14 protein-coding genes, 1 tRNA gene and 1 pseudogene are annotated in these 14,041 nt (G+C 42.1%); 8 read left to right on the top strand and 8 right to left on the bottom strand.

Annotated features, from left to right (window positions below; all coding sequences use genetic code 11):
* Positions 1–474, bottom strand: a pseudogene (locus AB5935_RS21705) (sodium:solute symporter); the annotation flags it as partial.
* Between the two features lie 18 nt (positions 475–492).
* On the opposite strand from AB5935_RS21705, the gene recR reads away from it, so the two are divergent.
* From recR to AB5935_RS21690, 3 genes are read left to right on the top strand one after another with little or no spacing between them, the layout of a single operon-like run.
* A complete protein-coding gene (recR, locus tag AB5935_RS21700; protein ID WP_005846775.1) occupies positions 493–1,110 on the top strand; it encodes a recombination mediator RecR in 618 nt (205 codons plus the stop codon).
* A gap of 20 nt (positions 1,111–1,130) precedes the next feature.
* Positions 1,131–1,601: a hypothetical protein gene (locus AB5935_RS21695; protein ID WP_005846777.1), complete on the top strand. Its 471-nt coding sequence runs from the start codon at positions 1,131–1,133 to the stop codon at positions 1,599–1,601.
* Entirely contained in the window at positions 1,598–2,134 is a 537-nt protein-coding gene (locus tag AB5935_RS21690) for a GNAT family N-acetyltransferase (RefSeq protein WP_005846779.1), read from the top strand. The genes AB5935_RS21695 and AB5935_RS21690 overlap by 4 nt, the downstream gene beginning before the upstream one ends.
* Here AB5935_RS21690 and AB5935_RS21685 read toward each other — a convergent pair.
* Complete coding sequence (locus tag AB5935_RS21685; RefSeq protein ID WP_005846781.1) at positions 2,127–2,717, bottom strand: YqgE/AlgH family protein; 591 nt, start codon at positions 2,715–2,717, stop codon at positions 2,127–2,129. The two genes, AB5935_RS21690 and AB5935_RS21685, sit on opposite strands and share 8 nt — an antisense overlap.
* A 230-nt stretch (positions 2,718–2,947) precedes the next feature.
* On the opposite strand from AB5935_RS21685, the gene AB5935_RS21680 reads away from it, so the two are divergent.
* Positions 2,948–3,021: transfer RNA gene (locus AB5935_RS21680), tRNA-Asp, on the top strand.
* Between the two features lie 161 nt (positions 3,022–3,182).
* On the opposite strand, the gene AB5935_RS21675 is transcribed toward AB5935_RS21680, so the two are convergent.
* From AB5935_RS21675 to AB5935_RS28465, 3 genes are all read right to left on the bottom strand, one after another.
* On the bottom strand, positions 3,183–3,656 hold the full coding sequence (locus AB5935_RS21675; protein ID WP_229051069.1) for an energy transducer TonB: 474 nt from the start codon (positions 3,654–3,656) through the stop codon (positions 3,183–3,185).
* A 29-nt stretch (positions 3,657–3,685) separates the two neighbouring features.
* Positions 3,686–4,153 carry an immunoglobulin-like domain-containing protein gene (locus AB5935_RS21670; RefSeq protein ID WP_011965847.1) on the bottom strand — a complete coding sequence of 156 codons (468 nt, stop codon included), beginning with the start codon at positions 4,151–4,153 and terminating at the stop codon, positions 3,686–3,688.
* A 253-nt stretch (positions 4,154–4,406) separates the two neighbouring features.
* On the bottom strand, positions 4,407–4,559 hold the full coding sequence (locus AB5935_RS28465; RefSeq protein ID WP_410523899.1) for a hypothetical protein: 153 nt from the start codon (positions 4,557–4,559) through the stop codon (positions 4,407–4,409).
* 218 nt (positions 4,560–4,777) lie between these two features.
* On the opposite strand from AB5935_RS28465, the gene AB5935_RS21660 reads away from it, so the two are divergent.
* Complete coding sequence (locus tag AB5935_RS21660) at positions 4,778–7,237, top strand: glycosyl hydrolase family 95 catalytic domain-containing protein (protein WP_032952873.1); 2,460 nt, start codon at positions 4,778–4,780, stop codon at positions 7,235–7,237.
* 79 nt (positions 7,238–7,316) lie between these two features.
* On the opposite strand, the gene ric is transcribed toward AB5935_RS21660, so the two are convergent.
* Positions 7,317–8,048 (bottom strand): iron-sulfur cluster repair di-iron protein, encoded by a 732-nt coding sequence (gene ric, locus AB5935_RS21655; RefSeq protein ID WP_005846790.1) that lies wholly within the window; start codon positions 8,046–8,048, stop codon positions 7,317–7,319.
* An 11-nt stretch (positions 8,049–8,059) separates the two neighbouring features.
* The gene (gene hcp, locus AB5935_RS21650; RefSeq protein WP_118420382.1) at positions 8,060–9,718 is read right to left on the bottom strand and encodes a hydroxylamine reductase; all 1,659 of its coding nucleotides are present in this window, start codon (positions 9,716–9,718) and stop codon (positions 8,060–8,062) included.
* 114 nt (positions 9,719–9,832) lie between these two features.
* Between hcp and AB5935_RS21645 the strand changes: the two genes are divergently transcribed.
* A complete protein-coding gene (locus AB5935_RS21645; RefSeq protein WP_229532144.1) occupies positions 9,833–10,423 on the top strand; it encodes a Crp/Fnr family transcriptional regulator in 591 nt (196 codons plus the stop codon).
* Positions 10,424–10,703: 280 nt separating this feature from the next.
* On the opposite strand, the gene AB5935_RS21640 is transcribed toward AB5935_RS21645, so the two are convergent.
* Positions 10,704–12,251: a sulfatase family protein gene (locus AB5935_RS21640; protein WP_032943217.1), complete on the bottom strand. Its 1,548-nt coding sequence runs from the start codon at positions 12,249–12,251 to the stop codon at positions 10,704–10,706.
* Between the two features lie 491 nt (positions 12,252–12,742).
* Here AB5935_RS21640 and AB5935_RS21635 point away from each other — a divergent pair, with 491 nt between their 5' ends.
* Together AB5935_RS21635 and AB5935_RS21630 are read left to right on the top strand one after the other, a co-directional pair.
* A complete protein-coding gene (locus AB5935_RS21635) occupies positions 12,743–13,480 on the top strand; it encodes a NigD-like protein (protein WP_235290331.1) in 738 nt (245 codons plus the stop codon).
* A gap of 220 nt (positions 13,481–13,700) precedes the next feature.
* Positions 13,701–14,041: response regulator transcription factor (locus AB5935_RS21630; RefSeq protein WP_368327563.1), on the top strand; the 341-nt coding region annotated here is incomplete at its 3' end.

Below are 14,041 nucleotides of genomic sequence, written 5' to 3'. Positions count from 1 at the left end.
TACCAGATAAAGGCGTGCTGCGGCTCCGATGATCTTGGACAGAAGGAAAAAGGAGGCTCCCGTCTTATAAGCGTGCCTTCCGATCCGGTCTCCCAGATACGTGTAGATGGAGGTCAGGTTCAACCTGTAATAAAGCGGCAGCAGAACGTGGGCGATGATGAGATAGCCTATGAAGAAGCCGAAACAGGTCTGCATATAGGTCATGTCGATGCCGCGTACCATACCCGGGACGGAAACGAAGGTAACTCCCGAAAGGGAGGCTCCGATCATTCCGAAAGAAACAATATACCAGGGAGAACGGCGGTTGCCGCGGAAGAACGCGTCATTATCGGAATGACGGCCGGTAAGGCGGGCTACAAGCAGCAGTATTCCGAAATAGAGCAGTATGGTCAGCAGAATATAAATTCCGTTCATGTTATTTTTTTGAGTGCAAATGTACTCAAAATCGTTGAAATTGCGTAAGTTTGCATCCATTATAATACAAAATAACTGATGAACCAACAATATCCGTCCATGCTGCTGGAAAAAGCGGTAGGAGAGTTTGCCAAGTTGCCGGGTGTGGGACGCAAGACCGCCATGCGGCTGGTATTGCATCTGCTCAGACAGGATACAGCTGTGGTAGAGGCGTTTGGTAATGCGATGATTACCTTGAAACATGAAGTGAAATATTGTAAAGTGTGCCATAATATATCGGACACGGAAACTTGCCGTATCTGTTCCAATCCGGCGCGGGACGCTTCCACGATCTGTGTGGTGGAGAGTATCCGTGATGTGATGGCGGTGGAAGCCACGCAGCAGTACAGGGGGCTGTACCATGTCCTGGGGGGAGTCATCTCGCCCATGGATGGCATAGGCCCTTCCGATCTGCAGATAGAAAGTCTGGTGGAACGGGTGAAAGGCGGTGAGGTGAAGGAAGTGATCCTTGCCTTGAGCTCGACGATGGAGGGGGACACGACGAATTTCTATATCTCGCGCAAGCTGGACGGCATGGACGTGAAGCTAAGTGTGATAGCGCGTGGTATCTCTATCGGGGATGAGCTGGAATATACGGATGAAGTGACGTTGGGACGTTCCATCATAAATCGTACTTTGTTTACGGGAACGGCATAAACTGGGAAAAACAGAAAGAAATGGAAAAGAAGATAAGACAATTGCTGCGATACTTGCAGATAGAATATGTGGCGGTATGGGTGTTGCCTTTGCTCCTGGTGGCTCTTTATGAAACAGGGGTGATGACCGAGGGGGCTTACGCGGGCGATGTCCGTATGGATTATGTCTTGCAGACGGTAGGGATTTTACTGGCGGTGGGGCTGATTCCTTTATCGCTCCGGCTGTTCAGCCTTTCCTTGGTGAAGAATGTGAAGCAGCGTTCATTGCCGGAAGCCTTGAAAAGTTATCGCCGCTGGAGTGAGATAAGGACGGGGATGCTGGTGGTTCCCGTATTGGTGAACTTGTCATTTTATTATCTGACTCTGAACAACACGGGCGTATTGTGTGCCATGATGGCGCTGATCGCTTCCCTGTTCTGTGTCCCTACCCGCAAGCGGATGCTGGATGAGCTGGATTTGGTAAAAGAGGAGAATGAGGAGCCTGCTTTATGATGAGTGACCGGCATTTTCAAGGGAACGGGATAAGGCTCCGTGCACCGGAGCCGGAAGACTTGGAAGTCATGTTCCGCTTTGAGAACGCTACGGATGTGTGGGAGATGAGCAATACCACAGGCCCGTATTCGCGTTTTCAGTTGAAGCAGTACATAGAGCAGACCCAGAATGATTTGTTTGCCGACCGCCAGTTGCGCCTGATGATAGAAAACGGGAACCGGCAGGTGGTGGGGATTGTGGATCTATGTTCTTTTGATCCTTTGCACAACCGGGCCGAGGTGGGGATTATGGTGGATAAATCCTGTCGCAGGCAGGGGATAGGGCGTAACGCCTTGGCTTTGCTGGAAGAACACTGTTTCCGTTATCTGGGAATTCATCAGTTGTTTGCCTATATCGCTGTGGAAAACCTTCCTTCCCGCAGACTCTTTGCGGCGTGCGGGTACAAAGAGAGTGCGGTATTGAAAGAGTGGGCGCATACGTTTGGCGGTGGCTATACGGATGTGCTGGTTGTTCAGAAGCTGAATCTCAGTTGAGGGAGGGGTATTGGGGATAGCGGGCCCAAATGGCGTATTTGCCTCCCATTTCGTTCAAACTGGTATGCCATAAGTCGCGGAAGTGCTGGTTGAGCAACGTTTCTTTCCCGGCTTTTCCTATGAGCCATGAGTTCTCTTTTATTTCTTTGGCAAGTTGTCCATGATCCCATCCCGCATAACCGGCAAAGAAACGGATCACTCCTTCAATGGGCTTCCCGTCCAGTATATATTGTTGCACGGCATTGAAATCACCATTCAGATAAAGCCCGTTTCCCAGAGGCAGTGCGCCTTCCAGATCTTTTAGCGTATGCAGGAAAAATATTGTCTCCCGGCTCACCGGCCCGCCTTTATACACCGGGACCCGCTGTGCGAACTCCAATTCGGGGATGAGGTCATTGAGCAGAATGTGGTAACGGAAATCTTTATTCATGATAATACCCATACTTCCCTCGTCATTATGCTCGATAAGAAGCACGACTGCTCTTGTAAAGTGGTAGTCGTTCATGAAAGGGGAGGATATAAGGATGCTTCCCTGTTGTGGAAGTACTTTATTTGATTCTACTTGAAAAACATGCATATCCATAGTTGCGTTTCCTTTTATTTACACGACTAATATACATATTATATTTAAAAAATACATGAAGTGCTCTCTTTTTTTTGTATTTTTATTTTTCTTGTATCTTAAATGGCTTATTATCAGAGTTGATGTAAAAAAGTTCAAGAAAATATTCGTAAAATGCTTGCAGATATCGAAATTTTGCGTACCTTTGCAACCGCAATCGAGAGAGATGCAGTATAAGAAAAATGAAATTTGGTGCGTTAGTTCAGTTGGTTAGAATACATGCCTGTCACGCATGGGGTCACGGGTTCGAGTCCCGTACGCACCGCATTAAGCGTTGAAAATCAATAATTTAAAGAAATAGTGCCCACTTTTACATATGTTAATGTAAAGGTGGGTGTTTTGTTTTATTCAAGCACATTGTTGCGAGGGGAATGGTGATTTTCGAATATTACGGGAATATGAGTAATAAATGTTTTATAGTTGCTATTATTTGAGTTTAAAAGCTACTGGGACTGTATATTTCACCTTTACAGCTTTTCCTTTTAGTGTGCCGGGTTTCCATTGAGGAAGCATTTTTATCAGACGTAGTGCCTCATTATCTAAAGAAGACTCAACACTCCTTACTATGTTAGGTTCTATTATGTAACCGTCTTCGTCTATGATGAATTGAACAATAACCTTTCCTTGCATTCCTTCCGTTTGTGCTTTGGTTGGATATTTCATATTATCGTTGATGAATTGTAACAATTTATTTATACCACCGGGAAATTCTGGCATTTCCTCTACTACCTCATAAACCGTATTCTCTTCTACCGGTTCTTCTTGCACGGGAATATACCGGACACCATACCCTTCCGGCTCTTTAGGAATTGATTTGCTTGTAAGATTTGATTTTGGTGCCTTATTCGCACATCCCATAAAAGAGTAAAATAGAACTCCTACCCATATTTTTGTTTTCATAACATTGAATTGTTTAGTGAAAGGGATGTTTATTCTATTTCAAATTCAGCATTGAGATTGATTTTCTCCAAATCATTCCACATTGATGTGGAAATACGATATTTGCCGGGAGTTGTTTTATAGTATTTAATAGGAAAACTGAAACAATAATATATAGGTGGGGTAATCGGTATAATTTCGTCATCAAAAAAAACTGTGGGCTTTTTCGTCCAAAGCCTTACCCATTGATTATTTTCCCATCTTTCTAAAATCCATCTTCTGCCATAACTTAGTGGAAGTTTCTGAGGATTGAGGACAATAGCGAACACTTCTTCACTTTCAGTGGTATAATGCCCATGTAGCATATTCATGCGTACTGTTTTCCCTAAAGTATCGGTGCTTACACAGATTGCATCCGCACTGCCGATTTCTACACAGTTTTCTTGACTGGACTGATGCGTACACCCGATAGTGAAAAGACAGAAAAGACAGAAGAAACATGAAAATATAGTTTTCATCTTGGTTTATTTATCAGTGAAACAAAGTATTTACAAAAATACTCAAAGTGCAATTCATTAACAATTAGAATTACACTTTTATTTTCTACCAAAGAATTATATTCTCAACTCTCTTTGGGGCCTGTTTTTCTCTTTTGGAGTGTGGCCTACAGCCAGCTTTTCCTTAAGCTCTTTAAATTCATCTTGAACCATTCAAGTATAGGCATTCCGTCAATGCACAACCGGAACTTTCCTTTCTTCTGCGGATTCCTCTTTACTGTTGCCGTTGAATATGCCGTTCCGGACTTTTCCCGGTGTTCCCGTGAATGCAGTTTCCCCTGAACCCTACGGGTTGGAAGTAGGCAAGCAGTCTTGTCAGTTCTTCCGTGAATCCCATTTCCTGGCATTGCTCGGCTATCGGCAGCAAGTCTTTTATATCTCCCCGCCCTGACTTGCTTCCACTGTCTCCTGTAACGGAAATATTGAGAAAATACGATTATGTGATTCCGGTTATCAGATAGGGAGGAGGTGTAATATTTGGTCTTTTCTTTATCATAATTGTTTTTTAGACAATAAAATGCTTCTGTCTTTTCGTTTGTATGGTTAATAGAATTATATTTGTACATTATACAATATCTATTAACCATGAAAACTTATTCATTATTAGCAGGCATTTTATTGTCTTTTTCGTTATCTATTCAGGCAGGTGATCTGAAATTGTGGTATAAGCAACCTGCCGGGACGTGGGTGGAAGCGCTTCCGGTCGGCAATTCCCGGATGGGAGCGATGGTATATGGCGGAACGGCCCGTGAAGAACTTCAACTAAACGATGAAACCATGTGGGGAGGCAGTCCCTACCGGAATGACAAGCCGGAAGCATTGGAAAGTCTGCCTCAAGTGCGTGAACTGATTTTCGCCGGAAAAAACATGGAGGCTCAGAACTTGATTCAAGAAAACTTTTATGCCGGGAAGCATGGTATGCCCTATCAGACAATCGGCAGTTTGATTATAGAAACCCCCGGACATGAAAAGGTTACCGATTATTATCGTGATCTGGATTTGGAACGTGCGGTGGCTACTACCCGTTACAAAGTGGATGGCGTGACTTTTCAACGTGAAGTTTTTGCATCATTTCCTGATAAGGTGGTAGTGGTTCGTTTGACAGCAGACCGGCCGGGAAAACTGAATTTTAAGGTCGGATATGTGTCGCCATTGGAGCATAAAGTCAGCAGGAAAGGAAAGAAATTGGTTCTGACCGGAAAGGGTAGGGATCATGAGGGAGTGAAAGGATTGATTCGTATGGAAACACAGACACAGGCTGATGTGGATGGAGGTAAGGTGAAAATTGATGACCAAAACATTACAGTGGAAGGAGCGGACAGTGTTACTCTGTATGTTTCATCGGGTACGAATTTTATTAATTATCACGATATAAGTGGCAATGAGAGTAAAAAAGCGTCCGGATATCTGTCTCTGGCATTGGGACGCCCTTATAGTCAGGTTTTACAGGAGCATATAGCTCTTTATAAAGAGCAGTTTGACCGTGTAAGATTGGATTTGGGAACCAGTGAGCGGGCTAAGTTGGAAACTGTCAAACGCATCGAACTGTTCAATGAAGGTAAGGATGTTTCTTTGGCGGTGTTGCTTTTTCAGTATGGACGTTATTTGCTTATTTCCTCCTCCCAGCCGGGAGGTCAGCCTGCCAATTTGCAAGGTATATGGAATAATAAACTGGCTGCTCCATGGGATGGAAAATATACCATCAATATTAATACGGAAATGAATTACTGGCCGGCTGAAGTGACCAATCTGAGTGAAACGCACCAGCCCTTGTTCGAAATGGTGAAAGAATTGTCAGTTACCGGCAGGGAAACGGCACGGACTATGTATGGATGCAACGGATGGGTGGCTCATCACAATACAGATATATGGCGTGCCACCGGTCCGGTGGATAAGGCGTTTTATGGTACATGGCCCATGGGAGGTGCTTGGTTGACTACCCACTTGTGGCAGCATTATTTATATAGTGGGGACAAGCTGTTTCTTTCCGAAGCCTATCCGGCATTGAAAGGAGCTGCTGATTTTTATCTTGATTATTTGACTGAACATCCTGAATACGGTTGGATGGTGACTGCTCCGTCCATGTCTCCGGAACATGGACCTTCGGGAGAGGATACTAAAAAAGCTTCAACGATTGTGGCAGGTTGTACGATGGATAATCAGATAATTTTCGATGTGCTTAGCAATGCATTGCATGCGTCAAGAATTCTAAAAATGTCCGCTTCTTATCAAGATTCTTTGCAGTCTATGTTAAATCGTCTGGCCCCGATGCAGATCGGGAAATACAATCAGTTACAGGAATGGCTGGAAGACTTGGATAATCCGAATGACAAGCATCGCCATATTTCTCATGTATATGGATTGTTCCCTAGTAATCAGATATCTCCTTACACCCATCCTTTGCTTTTCCAGGCAGCTAAAAACACGTTGTTACAGCGTGGCGACGAAGCTACCGGTTGGTCCATTGGCTGGAAAGTTAATCTGTGGGCCCGTTTGCTGGACGGTAATCATGCGTTCCGGATTATTAATAATATGTTGAAGCTGCTGCCTGGGGATGAAGTGAAAGAGGCTTATCCGCAAGGACGGACTTATCCTAATCTGTTTGATGCTCATCCGCCTTTTCAGATTGACGGTAATTTTGGCTACACTGCCGGTGTGGCTGAAATGTTGTTGCAGAGCCATGACGGAGCTGTACATTTGCTTCCGGCTCTTCCGGATGCCTGGGCCACAGGAAGTGTGCAAGGACTGGTTGCCCGTGGAGGATTTGTGGTGGATATGAACTGGAATGGCGTGCAGCTGGATAAAGCGAAGATTCATTCCCGTTTGGGAGGTAATTTGCGTTTACGTTCGTATGTTCCTTTGCGTGGGGTTGGATTAAAAGAGGCAAAAGGTAAGAATCCGAATGAATATTATATGCAGGCAGAGATCAAAGAGCCTTTGGTTACCAAGGAGATAAACCCGCAATATCCTGCTTTGTATAAGGTGTATGAATATGACTTGATGACAGAACAGGGACAAGATTATATAGTGGAGCGTGGGTTATAATACATGAAGATGCCCAAAGTGATTTGTGCATTATTTCACTTTGGGCACTTTTGTAAATGGAAGTGTCATGGTGTAGTTATCAGATGGCTTCCTTCTTTTCCAATTCTAATGCTCTGGGAAAAATGATATTGTTTTCCAGGTGGATATGTTCATGTAATGCCTCTTCAAATTGTTTCAATTGTTGTAAAACCAAGCGGAAGCTGGCACAAGCATCTTCAGGGGCGGTGAATCCGTTGGTTAATGAAGAGATTTTTTCAAAACGTTCTCCTTCGTGATTATGTTCATCTTCCATCACTTCGATGGGATACAGAATGGTGCCGCAATGGAATTTAGCTACTTTCAAGCCTTCCTCTTTGGCTTGGAACATTTCATAAACATAAGGAAATAATACATTCTCTTCTTTTGATAAATGATTTTCCAAATCAAGAAGCGAGTCGCGGAACAGTGCCTGGACTTGCAGTAACTCTGGATGATTCTTTGAATGCGCTTCGGTTACTTTGGTTAATAATGCTTCTATTTGCGGACCTTTGGCACGGATTCCCCGATGGTGTATTTTCAATACATAGTCTATTAATAAATCGATGGGCCATCCGGCAAAGTCAGGAGCATTACTAACCGTATTCTCTTGTAATTCATTTAATTCATGTGCTACTGCTTCGGGATCAATACCACGGTTCCGGCAGGCTTCTGCAAACGGAGTATTGCCATGGCAGCAAAAATCAATATGGTAACGGGAGAATACTTTGGTTGTATCAAAGTTGCCGGCTACAATTTGTCCGACTGTACATGAATGGTAATTTTTCTGTTTCATAATTATTCCGTTTATTCGTTCGTTAATCCCCATTTTCTCATATCACTTTCTACTGTACCGATACCGCTTACTCCAAAGTTTTCGACCAGTACTTTCGTCACGTTGGGCGAGAGGAATGCGGGTAAGGTGGGACCGAGATGAATCTCTTTTATTCCCAAACTGAGTAATGCCAGCAATACGATTACCGCTTTCTGTTCATACCAGGCGATATTGTAAATAATGGGCAGTTCATTGATGTCATGTAGCCCGAATACTTCCTTCAGTTTGAGGGCGATGACTGCCAATGAATAGCTATCGTTACATTGTCCTGCATCTAAAACACGCGGAATGCCATTAATGTCACCTAACCCTAGTTTGTTATAACGATATTTAGCACATCCCGCAGTCAAAATGACTGTGTCTTTGGGGAGCATCTCGGCAAAAGTGGTGTAGTAATCACGACTGCGCATACGTCCGTCACAACCTGCCATGACGATGAACTTACGGATAGCTCCGCTCTTTACCGCTTCTACGACCTTGTCTGCTAGTTGTAATACCTGATTATGGGCAAAACCACCCATGATTTCTCCATGTTCTATTTCTGTCGGTGCGGCACATTGTTTGGCTGTTTCTATAATTTCAGTATAGTCCTTATGTCCTTTCTCGTCTGCTGTAATATGCTTGCAACCGGGATATCCGGTAGAATTAGTGGTAAACATGCGTTCTTTATAAGTGGCATTGGGTAGAGGAGGAACGATGCAGTTGGTTGTGAACAGGATAGGACCATTGAACGAGGTAAACTCCTCCCGTTGTTTCCACCAGGCATTTCCATAGTTTCCTGCAAAATGTGTATATTTTTTGAATGCTGGATAGTAATGTGCAGGAAGCATTTCACCGTGAGTATATACGTCCACGCCACTGTCTTTGGTTTGTTCCAACAATTCTTCCAGATCATGCAGGTCATGTCCGCTTATCAGAATACCGGGGCGGGTACCTGTTCCTATATTTACATGGGTAATTTCCGGATTACCATAACTGGAAGTGTTTGCCTTGTCGAGCAAAGCCATTGTTCGAACGCCTATTTCACCTGTTTTCAGTGCTAATACAGTCAGTTCATCCGCCGATAAAGATTTTGTTGTAATTTGTGCGATGGTGTTCTGCATGAAACGATGAATACTTTCGTCATTATGTCCTAACCTCATGGCATGTTCCAGATAAGCAGCCATTCCTTTCAGACCATACATAATCAGTTCTTTTAAAGAGCGTAGATCCTCGTTTTGTTCACGTAAAACTCCGACTGTTGCGGCTTTTGCATCATATTCATCGTGACTGCCTTTCCAATTTAACTCATCGGTTTCCGGCAGAGGAATATCCTTGGCAGAGGCTTGATGCTTAAGGTCATCACGTATTGCTAATCCTTTGTCAATGCGTTTCGTAATGCTTTCGTCATCGAAATTGGCATTGGTAATGGTACAGAATAAGGCGTCTACAATGAAATTGTCCACTTCTTTTTCAACGGGGAGGGAATGCTGGCGCAATTGATCCGCCACAACAGAAATTCCTCGTACTACAAAGAGCAATAAATCCATGGTACGTGCTGTAGTTGCATTTTTTCCACAAACACCTTTTAAGGTGCAACCGAAACCTTTGGCCGTTTCCTGACATTGGAAACAAAACATGTTATTCTCCATATCTTTTTTCATTTTAATGATTTCTATTACTTTTGTGCAAAAGTAGACGGTTTTCGTCTTTTAAGTTGTACCATATGTTACAGCGGATACAAATAACAGTTAAAAGAAAGTAGGATGGAACTGACAGGATTATTGCAGATGGCTCCTTTCCGGGGAATGAAAGAGGAAGAATTGGTTGCTTTCCTATTCGGACTTCCGAATAGTTTGAAGCACTTTGAACCGGGTGATATCATTGCCCGGCAAGGTGACTTATGTAAAGGGCTGTACATTCTTGCATCGGGAAGTGTACGGGCGGGAATGATAAATGATGAAGGGAAAGAACTGACGGTAGAAGAAATTGGAGCTCCTAACTTGCTGGCTTCGGCTTTTATTTTTGCCACTGAAAATCGTTTTCCCGTTAATGTAGAGGCAATAGGACCTTGTGAGGTTTTTGTAATAGGTAAAGAAAGATTTTTAGAATTTATGCGTTTGCATCCATTGATGATGCAGAATTTTTTGAAGGATATTTCGGACAGGAGTGTCTTTTTAAGCAGGAAATTGAATGAGTTTGCTTTGTTGAATTTAAAGACTCGTTTGTTGAAATATCTAGAAACACATTCTGTTATTCATAATCAGCAGAAGGTGGCGCAGAAGCTGGGAGTTACTCGTCCGTCATTGGCCAGGGCGCTGTCTGAACTGGTGAATGAAGGGAAAATAAAGAAATAAATTGAGATTTCTTTTTTATGGGTAAAGTGGAAAAACGTATCTTGTATCTTTGAGAGTTTTTGTGTGTAACCCATTCTTGTGAAAGTGTTCAAGGTGTTTTGTTATAAATACTTAGACTTTAAAGAAAAGGATCTTTGTCTATAAGGATTGGTTCTTTTGAAATGAGGACCATATTGAAATTTTCTTGATTAAAAAAGAGGGTGAATTCAAGACCTTTTATGTGATTCTTTTGTCTTGATTCACCCTTTTGGAAACATTGGGTTGGTGTGTATTCAGCATGTTACTTCATCTGAATACTTTTATCTCGTACTTTTCTCAATATTTGTTGTAATTCGAATACTTTTTCGGGATGTTCAGTCGCTAAATTCACCTTTTCACCTGCTTGTTTCATATCATATAACTGGGGAATACCTAAATAACCAGTTTCAATTTTCGGACCCCATGGAATCATTTTAGGACCATCGCTGCCTTCAATAAATTTCCAATCTTTAGTACGCACGGATAGGGTGTGATTGGATGCCTGTTCAATAACCCATGGGCGGTCTGTTTTGTCTTGTCCTAATAAATTTGCTAACCGGTTGTAGCTGTCGGGAGCACTTCCTTTCGGAATACGGGCATCTACCAAAGAAGCTAGTGATGCCAGCCAGTCTATTTGTGAAATAAGCACATCGCTGACTTCCGGCTTGTTGATGGCTTTAGGCCAGTGTACAATTACAGGAACACGGGTACCCCCTTCAAATGCACTGTATTTTCCACCTCTCAGGTTACCGGCAGGTTCGTGCCCGTTCAGTAGCTCTTCTGCCTTGTCATCATATCCGTCGTCTACTACCGGTCCATTGTCGCTGGAAAGAATAATTAATGTGTTCTGGGTCAATCCCATTTTATCGAGGGCTTCGAGTAACTGACCTACACTCCAGTCAAATTGTGCGATAGCATCACCGCGCAGTCCCATCTTGTTTTTACCACGGAAGCGATTGTGTGGAAAACGGGGAACATGCACATCATTAGTGGCGAAATACATAAAGAAAGGCTCGTCTTTATGTTGTTTGATAAAATCAACTGCATGTGCGGTAATGGAATCGGCTATATTTTCATCTTTCCATAATGCTTTGCCACCTCCTTTCATATAACCGATTCGGCTGATGCCGTTCACGATAGACATATCATGACCGTGGCTCGGTTTCAGATTATATAAAAGTTCAGGGTTGTCTTTTCCGGTAGGTTCACCGGGGAAATTTTTTATATAGCTTACTTCTATCGGAGCTGAAGGATCATAATTGGCTACTTGGCCATTCTCGATAAATACACAGGGAACCCGGTCGGCTGTGGCTGCCATGATATAGGAATAGTCAAACCCCAAATCACCTAGAGAAGCGGAGAGAGGAGCATTCCAGTCTTGTTGTGCAGTTTTATCACCTAATCCTAAATGCCATTTGCCAAATGCTCCTGTGGCATATCCGGAGCTTTTAAACATATCTGCCATAGTATATTGCTCGGGACGTATAATCATTCCTGCATTGCCTGCAGCTACATCTGTTCCGGGTTTACGCCATGCATATTCTCCGGTCAGCATGGAATATCTGGATGGGGTACTGGTAGCGGCGGTAGCGTGTGCGTTGATAAATCGTATCCCTTCGGATGCCAGACGGTTGACATTTGGAGTTTGTACGTTTTTTGCTCCATAACACTCCAAGTCACCATATCCTAAATCATCAGCATAAATGAAGATGACATTGGGCTTGTCTGTGTTTTGATTTTTATTTTCCGCATGAACAGCCAAGCATGAAGTAAATGCCAATGAGAGCATTCCGTAATGTCTTTTTTTCATAGTAATTATATTGTTTAGTGAGTAATCAATTCTACAAAGATAAAGATATATTTTAAAAACGGGGATTAATTCTACAAAATTGTGGAATGAAATTGTGGTATTTCCACATAATGTGGAAAATAAAAAAATGATTATTCTGTTGATTTTTAGTGTATTGAGTGGTACTATGCCCCGTGGTATATTTTTTGTTATGTGAGTTAACATAATACGCTAAAAACTAAACTTTTAAATATATAACCATTTACCTTAACAAAACAAGGGTGAAAAGCTGATAGAAAAGCCATGTTCCCCCTGAATGGGAAAATCTGTATATAACTCAGTTTTAAGCTTCCCGGTTCGTGACGAATCGGGAAGTTTTTATTTTTTTTCTTAATGAATCTGGTTTTTCTACAAGCCTTTTACTGAAAATAAGTTAATATTAATGGATGAAATGCAGTATTTGATCTCTTTTTTACTTTTAAGAGTAGAAAAGAGATTAATACATTATAGTTATGAAAAAGTTGAACCTTTTATTATTAGCATTCCTGGTAGTTATGGGAGTCACTCTCCAATCATGTGATGATAGTGACGGCTACTCTCTTGGTGATGTGGCAGTGGATTGGGCTACTGTAAATGTGAAAGGTGCCCATGTATATGACTTTACCGGTGACAGATGGGGACAAATCTGGCCTGCAACGACTGATTATTTTTGGTATTCCCCGATAGATGGACAACGGGTTATTCTTTATTTCAATCCTTTGTATGATAATTATCCGGAAGGATATGATTGCTCAGTCAAAGTGTTGAGTATAAAGGAAATTCTAACTAAACCTATAGAGGAGCTGACAGCAGAGAATGAAGAGGAGTTTGGAAATGATCCTGTAGATATATTTGAAGGTAATATGTGGATTAGTGGCGGCTATTTGAATATTATTTTTAATCAGAACATGCCTTCTAAAATGAAACATTTGGTTAGTTTGGTAAAGAACACTACAATTACGCCCGTCCAGGATGGCTATATTCATTTAGAGTATCGTTACAATACGTATGCTGATACTACTGGCTATTGGAGAAACGGTGCGGTATCCTTTAATTTGAATTCTTTGAAAATAACATCGGAAACAAAGGGTATAAAGGTAAAAATAAACTCGGCTAAAAATGGTGAAAAGGAAGTCTCTTTTGATTTAAAAGAAACACCGTCACCAGTAGGCTTGAGTCAAATGGATTTTTCTCAAATGGAAATCAAATAATTAGGGTTTGATTAGAGAGAGTTGTGTGTGGCCCCTTGCATCTTGTTGTGGTAGATGCAGGGGGCTGATTGTATAGTTGATAACGGTTTTTAGTTTGATATTTGTTGTTTATTAGTTGGGTGATGGAAAAAAGTGTATGGTTTCTTCGTTTTTTTTCTTATTTCAGTGTTTTTTCAGAATTATCTTGTTTCTTTGTCTTTAAGAACCAAAAGTAGGACTTATGAAAATACTATTAGTAGAAGACGATGCTAATTTGCGTGAAGTGACTCAGCGCTCATTGGAAAAGGAGCGTTATGTGGTGGAAATTGCTGCCGATTACCGCACCGCATTACAAAAGATAGAGGATTATGATTATGACTGCATTTTGCTGGATATTATGTTGCCGGATGGCAGTGGCTTGGACTTGTTGGAAAAGTTAAAAAAAATGCATAAACGGGAAAATGTTATCATTCTTTCAGCCAAAGATTCTATAGAAGACAAAGTGCTAGGATTGGATCTCGGAGCTGATGATTATCTGCCTAAACCTTTTCATTTGGTGGATCTGAATGCACGTATCAAAAG

The organism is Phocaeicola sp. RTP21198st1_B8_RTP21198_201120 (assembly GCF_040929485.1).
GTDB classification, from domain to species: Bacteria; Bacteroidota; Bacteroidia; order Bacteroidales; family Bacteroidaceae; genus Phocaeicola; species Phocaeicola dorei.
Note: the sequence above shows the minus strand (reverse complement) of the source record. Positions and strands in the feature narration are given on the sequence as shown.

What these genes read in the sequence shown, in the direction of transcription:
- recR (WP_005846775.1), top strand. Translation starts at nt 493, where the DNA reads ATGAACCAACAATATCCGTCCATGCTGCTGGAAAAAGCGGTAGGAGAG.
- AB5935_RS21695 (WP_005846777.1), top strand. Translation starts at nt 1,131, where the DNA reads ATGGAAAAGAAGATAAGACAATTGCTGCGATACTTGCAGATAGAATAT.
- AB5935_RS21690 (WP_005846779.1), top strand. Translation starts at nt 1,598, where the DNA reads ATGATGAGTGACCGGCATTTTCAAGGGAACGGGATAAGGCTCCGTGCA.
- AB5935_RS21685 (WP_005846781.1), bottom strand. Translation starts at nt 2,717, where the DNA reads ATGGATATGCATGTTTTTCAAGTAGAATCAAATAAAGTACTTCCACAA.
- AB5935_RS21675 (WP_229051069.1), bottom strand. Translation starts at nt 3,656, where the DNA reads ATGAAAACAAAAATATGGGTAGGAGTTCTATTTTACTCTTTTATGGGA.
- AB5935_RS21670 (WP_011965847.1), bottom strand. Translation starts at nt 4,153, where the DNA reads ATGAAAACTATATTTTCATGTTTCTTCTGTCTTTTCTGTCTTTTCACT.
- AB5935_RS21660 (WP_032952873.1), top strand. Translation starts at nt 4,778, where the DNA reads ATGAAAACTTATTCATTATTAGCAGGCATTTTATTGTCTTTTTCGTTA.
- ric (WP_005846790.1), bottom strand. Translation starts at nt 8,048, where the DNA reads ATGAAACAGAAAAATTACCATTCATGTACAGTCGGACAAATTGTAGCC.
- hcp (WP_118420382.1), bottom strand. Translation starts at nt 9,718, where the DNA reads ATGGAGAATAACATGTTTTGTTTCCAATGTCAGGAAACGGCCAAAGGT.
- AB5935_RS21645 (WP_229532144.1), top strand. Translation starts at nt 9,833, where the DNA reads ATGGAACTGACAGGATTATTGCAGATGGCTCCTTTCCGGGGAATGAAA.
- AB5935_RS21640 (WP_032943217.1), bottom strand. Translation starts at nt 12,251, where the DNA reads ATGAAAAAAAGACATTACGGAATGCTCTCATTGGCATTTACTTCATGC.
- AB5935_RS21635 (WP_235290331.1), top strand. Translation starts at nt 12,743, where the DNA reads ATGAAAAAGTTGAACCTTTTATTATTAGCATTCCTGGTAGTTATGGGA.